At 71.8% G+C, this 12,072-nt stretch carries 11 protein-coding genes; 4 read left to right on the top strand and 7 right to left on the bottom strand.

The window, feature by feature from the left end:
* Positions 1 to 11: 11 nt before the first annotated feature.
* Complete coding sequence (locus L7N97_RS20485; RefSeq protein ID WP_237480119.1) at positions 12 to 680, bottom strand: P-loop NTPase family protein; 669 nt, start codon at positions 678 to 680, stop codon at positions 12 to 14.
* Positions 681 to 729: 49 nt separating this feature from the next.
* Positions 730 to 1,887 carry an AI-2E family transporter gene (locus L7N97_RS20480; protein WP_237480118.1) on the bottom strand — a complete coding sequence of 386 codons (1,158 nt, stop codon included), beginning with the start codon at positions 1,885 to 1,887 and terminating at the stop codon, positions 730 to 732.
* 160 nt (positions 1,888 to 2,047) lie between these two features.
* On the opposite strand from L7N97_RS20480, the gene purM reads away from it, so the two are divergent.
* Together purM and purN are read left to right on the top strand one after the other, a co-directional pair.
* A complete protein-coding gene (purM, locus tag L7N97_RS20475; RefSeq protein WP_237480117.1) occupies positions 2,048 to 3,112 on the top strand; it encodes a phosphoribosylformylglycinamidine cyclo-ligase in 1,065 nt (354 codons plus the stop codon).
* Positions 3,109 to 3,762 carry a phosphoribosylglycinamide formyltransferase gene (gene purN / locus L7N97_RS20470; protein WP_309242827.1) on the top strand — a complete coding sequence of 218 codons (654 nt, stop codon included), beginning with the start codon at positions 3,109 to 3,111 and terminating at the stop codon, positions 3,760 to 3,762. The genes purM and purN overlap by 4 nt, the downstream gene beginning before the upstream one ends.
* 148 nt (positions 3,763 to 3,910) lie before the next feature.
* Here purN and ndk read toward each other — a convergent pair whose 3' ends face one another.
* Entirely contained in the window at positions 3,911 to 4,333 is a 423-nt protein-coding gene (gene ndk / locus L7N97_RS20465; RefSeq protein ID WP_237480116.1) for a nucleoside-diphosphate kinase, read from the bottom strand.
* A 135-nt stretch (positions 4,334 to 4,468) separates the two neighbouring features.
* Here ndk and L7N97_RS20460 point away from each other — a divergent pair, with 135 nt between their 5' ends.
* The gene (locus L7N97_RS20460; protein ID WP_237480115.1) at positions 4,469 to 6,337 is read left to right on the top strand and encodes an ABC-F family ATP-binding cassette domain-containing protein; all 1,869 of its coding nucleotides are present in this window, start codon (positions 4,469 to 4,471) and stop codon (positions 6,335 to 6,337) included.
* A 30-nt stretch (positions 6,338 to 6,367) separates the two neighbouring features.
* Here L7N97_RS20460 and L7N97_RS20455 read toward each other — a convergent pair whose 3' ends face one another.
* The 4 genes from L7N97_RS20455 to L7N97_RS20440 all read right to left on the bottom strand — a co-directional run bounded on the left by L7N97_RS20455 (position 6,368) and on the right by L7N97_RS20440 (position 11,311).
* A complete protein-coding gene (locus L7N97_RS20455) occupies positions 6,368 to 7,213 on the bottom strand; it encodes a tetratricopeptide repeat protein (protein WP_237480114.1) in 846 nt (281 codons plus the stop codon).
* 482 nt (positions 7,214 to 7,695) lie between these two features.
* Positions 7,696 to 8,316, bottom strand: coding sequence for a PopZ family protein (locus tag L7N97_RS30670; RefSeq protein ID WP_487343514.1), 621 nt, complete (start codon positions 8,314 to 8,316; stop codon positions 7,696 to 7,698).
* Positions 8,317 to 8,564: 248 nt separating this feature from the next.
* The gene (locus tag L7N97_RS20445; protein ID WP_237480113.1) at positions 8,565 to 10,199 is read right to left on the bottom strand and encodes a TolC family outer membrane protein; all 1,635 of its coding nucleotides are present in this window, start codon (positions 10,197 to 10,199) and stop codon (positions 8,565 to 8,567) included.
* A 401-nt stretch (positions 10,200 to 10,600) separates the two neighbouring features.
* Positions 10,601 to 11,311, bottom strand: coding sequence for a protein-L-isoaspartate O-methyltransferase family protein (locus tag L7N97_RS20440; RefSeq protein ID WP_237480112.1), 711 nt, complete (start codon positions 11,309 to 11,311; stop codon positions 10,601 to 10,603).
* 182 nt (positions 11,312 to 11,493) lie between these two features.
* On the opposite strand from L7N97_RS20440, the gene L7N97_RS20435 reads away from it, so the two are divergent.
* Positions 11,494 to 12,060, top strand: coding sequence for a DUF4337 family protein (locus L7N97_RS20435; RefSeq protein WP_237480111.1), 567 nt, complete (start codon positions 11,494 to 11,496; stop codon positions 12,058 to 12,060).
* Positions 12,061 to 12,072 lie beyond the last annotated feature (12 nt).

Here is a 12,072-nt window from a genome sequence, read left to right as displayed (position 1 = left end):
GATGACGCGGGTCAGGCCCCGTCAAGCGGCGGATCGCCGAACAGGTCGGCCGCGAGCGTGCGGGTGATGCGGCGGCCGGCGTCGAGCCCGGCGCGGTCGAGCGCCGCGACGGCGCGGCGGGCGCTGTCGAGCGAGCGGTCGAGCCGCAGGGCCAGCCAGTCGACCAGGGCCGCGTCCACCGCGAGTTGCCGGTCGGCGAAGAGCTTCACCAGCACGGCCCGCATCAGCGCGTCGTCGGGCGGCGCGGTCGCGACCAGGGGGGCCAGCCGCAGGCGCGACACGAGGTCGGCGGTTTCGAGCGCCCAGGCCGCGGGCGGCGCGCGCGCCGTGATCAGCAGCGACAGGCCGCGCTCGCGCACGAGGTTGAGGAGGTGGAACAGCGCGGCCTCGGGGAGGCCGGCGCGGTCTGCGTCCTCCACCACGGCGTTGCGGCGCACCAGGATGTCGAGGTCGCCGGCGAGGTCGGCGGGGCTCAGCAGGTCGGCGTCGGCGCGCGCCGCCCAGATGCGGGCGAGGTGGCTCTTGCCCGCGCCCTCGGGGCCCACGAGCAGCAGCACGCGGTCGGGCCAGTCCGGCCAGCGCTCGATGGCCTCCAGCGCGGCCTCGTTGGTGGCCGACGGCATGAAGTCGTCGAGCCCGTAGCGGGGCGCGTGGTCGAAGGGCAGCGGGAGCTGGTTCATGCCATGTCCGCTCGAACGCCGCGCGGGCTTCGGGCGCCCGTGGGGTGTCTCAATCGCGCCCCGCTTCCACGATGCGCGGCCCGAAGGCGACCGGCGGACGCTCCGGCGCGGGCTCGGTCGCCCCGGTGTAGAGGGGACTGCCGAGATAGCGCCGCAGCGCGTAGCGGGCCAGGACGCCGCCCGCCGCCGACAGCGGCACGGCGACGAGCAGGCCGGCGAGGCCGAACACCGCCGAACACACCACCAGCGACAGCATCAGCCACACGGGATGGAGGCCGATAGAGTTGCCGACCAGATAGGGGCCGAGCACGTACCCCTCCAGCACCTGCCCCGACATGACGATGGCGGCCACGGTGGCCACGAGGTGCCAGTCCGGCCAGGTCTGCACCGTGGCGATGGCGGCGGCGACGATCAGCACCGTCAGCGAGCCGAAATAGGGCACGAAGCTGAGGAAGCCGCCCGCGATGCCGATCAGGAAGCCGAAGTTGAGCCCGGACGTGGTGAGGCCCACCGCATACCAGGCGCCGAGGCACAGCGACACGATGGTCTGGCCGCGCACGAAGCCCGCCAGGGCGCGGTCGATGTCGCGCGCGATGAGGCGGATGTCGTCGCGGTGGCGGAGCGGGATCCAGTTGTCGATGGATCGGACCATCCGGCGCCAGTCGAGCAGGATGTAGAAGGCTACCACCGGCGTGATGACGAGCAGCGAGAACAGGCCGAACAGCGCACTCCGCCCCGACCAGATGCCGTTGACGACCCCGATGGCGTAGTTGGTGGCCTGCCCGACCACGGATCCGATCGAGCCCTGGACGTCGGCCTCCGTGATGGGCCCGGCGACGCCGAGCTTCCTCAGCGTGTCGCCCCCGTAGGCGTCGACGAGGTGGGCCGCCTGCGCGACGAGCAGGTCCTGCAATCTCGCCGTGATGCCCGGCAGGTTGACCACGAAGGCGGCGAGCTGGCGGGCCAGGACCGGCACCAGTAGCACCAGGGTCGCCAGCACGACGGCCAGCGCCAGAACCATGATGAGGGCCGCCGCGCCCGCGCGGCCGAGGCCGAGCCGCTCCAGCTTGGTCGCGACGGGGTCGAGGAAATAGGCCACGACCAGGCCCGCGATGAACGGCGCCAGCACGCCCGACAGGGCGTAGAGCGACAGGGCCGCCAGCGTGAGCAGGACGGTCCAGATCAGGACTTGGCGCTGGAGGCTCACGGGATCCGCCTCTCCGTTCGTCGGGGCGTTAAACCCGAGCAGGAGTTAAGCCAATCTTGACGCCGTGGCGAGGCGGGGCCGCGGCGGACGGCTTTCTGTCGACTCGGCCCGCCCTCTTCGCCTAAGTCAGCCCCGACGCATCCCGAACCCGGCCGGAGCCATGGCTGACCCTGAGACTGGACTGACCTACGCCGAGGCCGGCGTCGACATCGACGCGGGCAACCGCACGGTCGACCTCATCAAGGATTCGGTGCGCTCGACGCGCCGGCCCGGCGCCGACGCCGAGATCGGCGGCTTCGGCGGCCTGTTCGACCTCAGGGCCGCCGGCTTCACCGACCCGATCCTGGTCGCGGCCAACGACGGCGTCGGCACCAAGGTGAAGATCGCCTACGAGAGCGGCCGCAACGACGAGGTGGGCATCGACCTCGTCGCCATGTGCGTCAACGACCTCGTCGTGCAGGGCGCCGAGCCGCTGTTCTTCCTCGACTATTACGCCACCGGCAAGCTCGACCCCGCGGTCGCGGCCCGCATCGTGGCCGGCATCGCGGAGGGCTGCCGGCAGGCCGGCTGCGCGCTGATCGGCGGCGAGACGGCCGAGATGCCCGGCATCTATTCCGGCCGCGCCTACGACCTCGCCGGCTTCGCGGTCGGGGCCGCCGAGCGCGGCACGCTGCTGCCGCGCGGCGTGGCGGAGGGCGACGTCCTGCTCGGCCTCGCCTCGTCGGGCCTCCATTCCAACGGCTTCTCGCTCGTGCGGCGCGTGGTGGAGCGGGCCGGCCTCGCCTGGGACGCGCCCTGCCCCTTCGCCGAAGGGGTGACGCTCGCGGAAGCGCTGCTCGTGCCGACCCGCATCTACGTGAAGGTGCTGCTGGCCGCGCTGAAGCGGACCGCAGGCATCCGCGCCCTGGCCCACATCACCGGCGGCGGCTTCGTCGACAACCTGCCCCGCGTCCTGCCGGACGGGCTCGGCTGCGCGCTCGACCTCGATGCGGTGGCGGTGCCGCCCGTGTTCAAGTGGCTCGCGGCGCAGGGCAACATCGCGCCGGCCGAGATGGCCCGCACCTTCAACTGCGGGATCGGCATGGCGGTGGTGGTGGCCGCCGACCGCGCGGCCGAGGCCGAGGCGGTCTTCGCCGAGCTCGGCTCGCCCGCGGTGCGGATCGGCGAGATCACGCGCGCCGCGGGCCTTGAGCGCGTCGTCATCCGGCGGGACCTCGCGCTGTGACGGGCCGGGCCGGCGGGCCGCGGCGGCGCACCGCGATCCTGATCTCGGGCCGCGGCTCCAACATGGAGGCGCTGCTGCGCGCCATGGCGGCGCCGGACTTCCCGGCCGAAGCCGTGCTGGTCTTCTCGAACAGGGCCGAGGCCGGCGGCCTCGCGACAGCCCGGGCCGCGGGGATCGCGACCGCGACCCTGAGCCACCGCGACTACCCGAGCCGCGAGGCCTTCGACCGCGCCGTCGACGCCGTGCTGGCCGGGCACGGGGTCGAGTTCGTGTGCCTCGCGGGCTTCATGCGGGTGGTGAGCCCGTGGTTCTGCGAGCGCTGGCTCGGGCGCATGATCTCCATCCACCCGGCCTTGCTGCCGGCCTTCAAGGGGCTCGACACCCATGCGCGAGCGCTGGAGGCGGGGGTGAAGCTGCACGGCGCGACCGTGCATTTCGTGCTGCCGGAGCTCGACGGGGGGCCGACCATCCTGCAGGGGAGCGTGCCGGTGCACGACGGCGACACGCCGGATAAACTCGCCGCGCGCGTGCTCGAACAGGAGCACGTGATCTATCCGCGGGCGCTGGCCCTGGTGGCGTCGGGCCAGGTCCGGCTCGATGGCGAGAGGGTGGTCCAGGCTCCGACGGACGAGGGCGCGGCGGACGCGTGAGCTTCGGCCTCGCAGATCCGTGCGCGAGATCGTCGACCCTCTACGAAGGTCGCTCGGCGTTCGCCGGCGGCTCGCGAGCCGCCGGCGATGTCAGGACAGAGTTTCCGCCCTCGAGGTCCGGCTGCGGAGTGCGGCCGGATGATGCGCCTCAGCCGACGATCTCGTCCGGCTTGAAGAACTGCGCGATCTCCTGCTTGGCGGTCTCGGGGGCGTCCGAGCCGTGGGCCGAGTTCTCGCCCATCGACAGCGCGAACTCCTTGCGGATCGTGCCGGCGTCGGCCTTCTCGGGGTTCGTGGCGCCCATCACTTCGCGGTACTTCAGGATGGCGTTCTCGCCTTCGAGCACCTGCACGACCACCGGGGCCGAGGTCATCATCTCGACGAGCTCGCCGAAGAAGGGGCGCTCCTTGTGGACGCCGTAGAACTCCTCGGCCTGGGCGCGGCTCATCTTGATGCGCTTCTGGGCGACGATGCGCAGGCCGGCCTTCTCGATCACGGCGTTGACGGCGCCGGTGAGGTTGCGGCGGGTCACGTCCGGCTTGAGGATGGAGAAGGTGTGCTCGACGGCCATGGTGGGCTCACTCAGGTCTGAAAGGCGGGCGCTGCGCCCGGGCGGCCCCTCTTACCGGCGCGCCCCCGTCCCCACAAGGCTGGGGAGCCGGCATGAGCCTTGCGCTGCGGGCCCGCGCGCGTCACATCTCCGGCCATGCTCCACATCAACGATCTCACCTACCGGCTCGGGCCGCGCATGCTGTTCGACCACGCGTCGGCTGCGATCCCGACCGGCGCGCGGACGGGCTTCGTCGGCCGCAACGGCACCGGCAAGACGACGCTGTTCCGGATGATCGCGGGCGACCTCCACCCCGAATCGGGCACGCTGCAGATCCCCAACCGCATGCGGCTCGGGCAGGTGGAGCAGGAGGCGCCCGGCGGTCCCACGACGCTGATCGACTTCGTGCTCGACGCGGACCGCGAGCGCGCGGCGCTGCTCGCCGAGGCCGACACCGCGACGGACCCCAACCGCATCGCCGAGGTGCACGCCCGCCTTGTCGACATTGAGGCCCACGCGGCGCCCTCGCGCGCCGCAACCATCCTGCAGGGCCTCGGCTTCGCCGAGGCCGCGCAGAACCGCGCGCTGTCCGAGTTCTCCGGCGGCTGGCGGATGCGCGTCGCGCTGGCGGCGGTGCTGTTCACCCGGCCCGACCTGCTGCTGCTCGACGAGCCCACCAACTACCTCGACATGGAGGGCACGCTCTGGCTGATCGACTACCTCGCCACCTATCCGGCGACGGTGCTGATCATCAGCCACGACCGCGACCTGCTCGACGCCGTCTGCGACCACATCCTGCACCTCGACCAAGCGAAGCTGACGCTGTGGCGGGGCAACTACGACAGCTTCGAGACGCAGCGCCGCGAGCAGCAGGCCATCCAGGCCAAGCACATCAAGAAGCAGGAGGAGCAGCGCAAGCACCTGCAGAGCTTCGTCGACCGCTTCCGCGCCTCCGCCACCAAGGCCAGCCAGGCGCAGTCGCGCATCAAGATGCTGGAGCGCATGAAGCCGATCTCGGCCATCGTCGACAGCCAGGTCATGCCCTTCCACCTGCCCTCGCCCGAGCGGCCGCTGAGCCCGCCCATCGTCGCGATGGACGGCGCCGCGACGGGCTACGACGACCGGCCGGTGCTGAGCCGGCTCAGCCTCAACATCTCCAACGACGACCGCATCGGCCTGCTCGGCTCGAACGGCAACGGCAAGTCCACCTTCGCCAAGCTCGTGGCGGGCCGCATGGCGACGCTCGGCGGCTCGCTGAAGAAGTCCTCCAAGATGACTGTGGGCTTCTTCGCCCAGCACCAGGTCGAGGAGCTCGGCGAAGCGCAGACGCCCTACGGCTACGTGGCGGCGCGGATGAAGGACGGCACGGAGAGCCGCATCCGCGGCAAGTGCGCCCAGCTCGGCTTTCCGGCCACCAAGGCCGACACGCCCGTGTCGCAGCTGTCGGGCGGCGAGAAGGCGCGGCTGATGATGGGGCTCGCGGCCTTCGACGGGCCGCACCTCCTGATCCTCGACGAGCCCACCAACCACCTCGACATCGACAGCCGCGCGGCCCTGATCGAGGCCATCAACGACTACGAGGGCGCGATCGTCATCATCTCCCACGACCGCTACCTGATCGACGCCTGCGCGGACCGGCTGTGGCTGGTGGACGGCGGCACCGTGAAGGCCTTCGACGGCGACATGGACGACTACAAGGCGCTGGTGCTTAGCCGCGCCTCGGGGTCCGCGGCGGCCCGCAAGCCCAAGGCCGAGAAGGAGGCGGCGCCCGACCGCTCCCCCTCCCCGGCCAAGCTCGCGGCGCAGACCAAGAAGCAGATCGCGGCGCTGGAGGAGAGGATCGCCAAGCTCACGGGGCTGATGGAGCGGATCGACGCCGCGCTGGTCGACCCCAACGCCTATTCGCGGGACAAGAACAAGGCCGGGCAGCTCGCGGGCCAGCGCAAGGAGCTCGCCCGGGCGCTGGAGACCGCGGAGGACGAGTGGCTGGCCCTGACGACGCTGTTCGAGGCGGCGGCCGAATAGCCGCGCCGCGAGACGCCGGCGCCTCCCCGCTCAGTTCCGCTTGTGGTGCTCGTCGAGGTACAGTGAGGCCACCTGCCGGTCGCTGTCGGTGGCCGAGGCGGCCGTCTTGGCGTAGAGGTCGACGATCCAGGCGTCCTTCGGGTCTTTGCCCAGCACGGCCGCGTCGCGCGCCATCGTGAGCCACATCAGGCCCCTGGCCCGCTGCGGCGGCATGCCGTCGAAGCCGCTGAACAGCATGTGGCCCAGCAGCGCCTGCGCCTGCAGGTGCCCCTTGTCGGCCGCCAGGGCCAGCCAGCGCACGGCCTGCCGGGAGTCCTTCGCCACGGCGCCGTCCGCGCCGTCGAGGTAGAGGCGGGCGAGGTTGTACTGGGCGTCGGCGTTGCCGAAGTTCAGCGCCGCATACTGGAACATCTCGAGCGCCCGCTCCGGGTCGGCCTTCACGCCGGTCTTCGGCAGGCCGTTGAGGCTGTAGACGCCGACGGCCACGAAGGCGTCCGACACGGCCGACAGGTCGCGGCGGTCCCCGTCGTCCTCGTCGTAGGTGTTCACGATCTGCGAATAATAGCGGTAAGCCTTGTCGTCGTCCTGCGGGACGCCGTCGCCGGCCGCGTACATGCGCCCGAGCTTCCAGCGCGCGAGCGGGTTGCCGTTGGCGGCGGCATATTCGAAGGCTTCGACCGAGGTCTTGTAGTTGCCCGAGCGGTAGCCATCCATGCCGAGCCGGAGGGCCTGGGACGAGCTCTTGAACAGGGACAGGGCGCCGGACGCCTTGGCGTCCTGCGGGAGGCCGTCAGCCCCGTCGAAGGCCGAGGCCGCCGGGGCCCAGCAGGGCAGCGCGAGGGCCAGGAGGACCGCGGTCCGGTGGACGAGCGACATGGATCGGGGGCTCAACCGCGAGAACGCTCGGCGCCGCGGCGCGCGGCAGCGCCCTTGGCGACGCGGCTTCGACCGAGAAGACTGCGGCATGCCCCCATGGAACCCGGTTTCCCTCGACCGTCATGCCGGAGCCCTGCGCGGCCCGGACACGCGGGAGACGGCCGCGACGGTCGCCCGGCGGTCATCTCCCGTTCATCTCGCCTTCGGAGCGGCGATCAACTCTCGATGGGGGAGAGTAGCGGTCGGTTTATGGCTGAATAGCGGCGTCCAAGCTGCACCCATCGGGCCGGATCGGGATGAAGTGGGATTGTTGCCCGGCTGCAACGTCTAGGTCGCGAATCGATGTAGATCCGCAACGCCGAAGCAATCACGCGGCCCGTTGCCAGGATTCCGACGGCGATGCTCAAGAGTTCTTCAACGCGAAACGGCCCCCGCGGGCGGGGGCCGTCTCCTGCACCGTCGCGTTCGGTCGAATCGGCGGGTCAGCCGCGGCTGCCGCGCGCCACCCGCTCGATCTCGGCCCGGACCAGGCGCTCCACCAGCCCCGGGAGGTTGTCGTCGAGCCACGTCTTGAGCATGGGCCGGAGGAGGTCGCGCATCACGCGCTCGAGCATCGGCGTGTTCTGCAGCACCACGGTCGCGGCCAGCGTTTCGAAGGCCGACATCACGGATTCGCCGAGCGGCGGCGACAGCAGTTCGCCTTCCGCGTCTTCGTTCAGGGCTGGAACGGGATGGTCAAGCATGGGGTGGTCCTTATCCTGCGTCTGTCCGCGCGTCGCCGGCTCGGGCAGGCGGGCCCGCAGGCTCGACGTGCCGCCGGCCGTCCTCTCGTCCCGCGCCTCCTCGGGGTAAGCCACGATCCCCGGGTCCTGTCCCCTCGGCGCCACCGCCTGGCCGGCGGGAGCGGGCCCGCGATCCGCCGAGGGCACCAGCCGGGCGAGGTCCAGCACGTCGTCGTAGGGCGTGCGGGCGCGCGCCGCCGTCGTCCGCTCGCCTTCCGCCGGCTCGGGGCGCCGGGCCCCGTTGACGGACGCCGCAGCCTTGCCGCCGCCGTTCTGATCGTCGGCGATGATCCGACGGATCGAGGCCAGGATGTCCTCCATCGACGGCTCGGACGGCCGACCCTCGGCCGGCTCGGGGGGATTGGCGCTGGCAGCGGTCATGTCCTGTGGACCTTCTTACGCTTTACGGGATCTCGATCCAGGTCTGCCGCGCCGACGAAAAATTGCGGCGTAAACCTGTCCTTAACGGATACGTCCGGTTGCCTGCGCAAACAAGCCGCGCGCGCCTAAGTTCCGTGGACAACCCGGCCGCGTGGTTTACGCGCCGCTTCTTCGGTGTCGACCCGGGCTCAGCGCCCGTCCGGCGTGCGCAGGCCGAACCACTTGTCCTTGACCTGGTCGAAGTGGACCGTGGGATTGTAGGGCTGCAGCTTGAGGTTCAGCCCCGAGGCGGACAGCCGCCCGCAGGACGCCAGGATGGCGTAGGTGGCCACCACGCGGTCGCGCTGAGCGCCGACGAGCTGCACGCGGGCGTTCAGCAGCGTCTGCTGGGCGTTCAGCACGTCGAGCGTGGTGCGCTGGCCGACGCGGGCCTCCTCGCGGGTGCCGTTGAGCGCGATCTCGGCGGCGTTGACCTGCGCCTGGTCGGCCTGCACGGCGGCCTTGGAGGACACCAGCAGGCCCCAGGCCGAGATCACGGCGGCGCGGACGTTGTCGCGCGACACGTCCACCTGGAACTCGGCCGTGCCGAGCTGCTCCTTGGCCTGGCGGATCTGCCCGTAGGAGGCGCCGCCCTCGTAGATCGGCACCTGCAGCGAGCCCACGATCGAGGCCACCAGGGCGTTGGAGCCGCCGACGTTGCTGACGTCGTAGCGCTGCTGGGCCGAGCCGTTCAGCGTCAGGGTGGGGTAGAGCGCGCCTTCCGCGATCTTGACCTGCAGCGACGCCACGTCGACGCCGTGCAGCGCCGCCTGGATCGACGGGTGCTCCACCATGGCGACCGCGATGGCGTTCTCGAGCGAGGGCGGGATGCCGCGGTCGAGCGGCCGCGCCGGCTCGAGCCGCGTCGGCTGCTCGCCGATGACCTGACGATAGCTGGCGATCGAGTTCTGCAGCTGCGACTGCGCCGCGAAGTAGTCGGCGCGCGACCCCGCCACGCTGGCTTCGGCCTGGGCGACGTCGGTGCGCGTCACCTCGCCGACCTTGAAGCGGTCCTGCGTCTGGCGGAGCTGCTCCTCCAGCACCTTGATGTTGGAGTTGCGCAGATCGAGGATGGCCGTGTCGCGCAGCACGTCCATGTAGTTCTGCGCGCCGCTCTGCAGCACGCTCTGCTCGACGTTGCGCAGCGTTTCCCGGCTGGCGAAGACGTTGGATTCCGCCGAGCGGATGTTGTTGGTCGTGCGCAGCCCGTCGAAGAGCGTCTGCGTGACCGTGATGCCCGCGCCGCGGGGGATGACGGTGCCGGACAGGTCGGTCTGCGTGACGCTGTTGCCCGTGGAGCCGGACGCGGTCGTCCGGCTCGCCGAGCTCGCGAGGGCGCGGCTCGCGAGGCCGGTGGTGCCCGTGGTCCCGAGCGCGCCGCTGGCGCCCGTCGAGCCCGTCACGCCCGTGCTGGTCGAGCCCGTGGCTCCGGAAGCCCCGGAGGTCCCCGAGATGCCCGACGTCCCCGAGATGCCGCTGGCGACGCCGAGGGGGCTCCGATAGTCCTGGTACTGGGCGCCGAGGTCGCCCGACACGGCCACGTGCGGCATGTAGCCGGAGTTGGCGATCGGGATGTTCTCGTCGGCGGCGCGCGTGGTGGAGCGCTGGGCGTTGAGGTTGGGGTTGTTGAAATAGGCCTTCGACAGCGCGTCCGGCAGGTTCTCGGCGCGGGCCGGTCCCGCCAGGGCCGCGGCGGCGCCCATCAGCGCCAGCGCGGACCGGACGGCGCGCCGCCCCGAGCCGCGGGCCGGGGTGGCGCTGCCTTTGACGCTGGATCCACTCATCTTCGACCTCGACGCCGGTGACGCTGCGCTACGCCGGACGGAACCGCGCCGCGGTCAAACCGCCCGGCGGACCCTCGTCCGAATGCGCCCGGGTCCCGATCATACCCCGGCCCGTTTCGCGTTGGACCCGGATGGTTCGCTGCGGCCGGACAATTCCACAGTCTGGCGCAAAAATGCGACACAGCGGCGGGCGGACCGAGGCCCGATCTTAATGTTTGTCGTTCGACCCGCGCGGACCGAGCGTAATCTTCCGGCGCGGCGGGTCGGATCTCGACCGATCGGGGCCTAGACCCGGCGAACGCCAGGGCGGCCGGGAGGACCGCATCGACCCGCGCCCCGCCCGGCAGGCTCCAGCGCGCGGGTTGCGCGCCGGCGGCCCCTGCCCCGGCGCCTGCACCCGCTCAGAACACGAAGCCGGCGCTCGCCTTGAACTCGCTCAGCACCGGCACCGTGGCGTCGAAGATCACCCGCCCGCTGACGTCGCCGCCGACCGCGGTGTAGAGCGTCACGCGCCCCGTGGGGCGGCCGTTGTTGGTCACCACCGCCGCCACGGCCGCCAGCGTGCCGCGCGGCTTCAGCTGGGCGAACAGCCCGTCGAGGTTGGCCTCGACGCCGCCGAGCACCAGGATCGCGTCGTAGGGGCCGCGGGCCGCGCAGCCCTCGTGGAGCGGCCCGGTCACCGCGGCCGCGCGGCCGGCGGAGGTCTTCGCCAGGGCATCGGCCGCGAGGTCGGTCAGCCCCGCGTCGGATTCGAGCGTCACGACGCTGCCCACCATCTCCAGCAGCACCGCGGCGGCGTAGCCGGCCCCGCCGGCCACCACGAGCACGTGCGCGTCCGGCGCGGGGTCGACGCCCTGCAGCAGGCGCGCGAGGTGCATCGGCTGCATCAGGGTGCGGACCGGTTTGCCGGTCTCGGGCGACTTCAGGGTGAGGGACAGGTCGGAATAGCTGAAGGCGCGCAGCTCCTCGGGCAGGAACAGCTCGCGCCGCGTGAGGTCGAAGGCGCGGACCACGCGGGCGTCCGTCACGTCGAAGGTGCGGATCTGCCCGTCCACCATGGCCCGCCTCTGCGCCGAGAACACCTGCTCGGTCGCCGCAACCTCGCCCTGCATGGACCCGCCCTTCGCTGAGATCACCGGCCCGCGCGGCCGCTCCGCGCCGCGGACGGGCCGCCCCCGGCTTATACAGGAGCGGCGCGCGCGATGTCCATGCATGGGCGAGGCGGCCGACGGGGCTGGCCCCCCGCCGCCCCGCCATTCAAGGTGGGAGCCGGCCGAGCCGGGAGGACAGCGCCGTGGACGATCAGACCAGCGAGCAGATGGAGCACCGCGAACACGCCGAGCACGCCGCCCACAGCGGCGACCCGCTGCTGCTGTGGGTGTCCGCCACCATCGCGATCCTGGCCGTGGTGGCGGCCTCGGTCGGGAGCCTGGAGACCATCGAGAGCGGCACCGCCATCTCGAAGAAGAGCGAATCGGTGCTGCTGCAGAACCGCGCCACCGATCGCTGGTCCTACTTCCAGGCGCAGAGCATCAAGAAGAACATGTACGACATCGCCAAGGCGGCGAACCCCGGGCAGGCCGAGGCCTTCGAGGCCAAGGCGCGCGGCTACGAGAAGGACGGCGAAGGCACGCGCGAGAAGGCCGAGGAGCTCGACCGCGAGAGCGACGCGCTGCTCCGCGACGGCGACCACCACGAGAAGCGCCACCACGTGCTGACGGCGGGCGTCACGCTGCTGCACGTGGGCATCGCGGTCGCGACGCTGTCGATCATCATGCGCGGCCGGCGCTGGCCCTGGTACGCCTCCATGGCGCTCGGCGCGGCCGGCGCCGCGGTGGCGGGCTACGCCTACCTGGTGTGACGGACCGGGGAC

The organism is Lichenibacterium dinghuense, from assembly GCF_021730615.1.
Lineage (GTDB): Bacteria > Pseudomonadota > Alphaproteobacteria > Rhizobiales > Beijerinckiaceae > Lichenihabitans > Lichenihabitans dinghuensis.
This window is presented reverse-complemented; position numbering and strand designations above follow the sequence as displayed.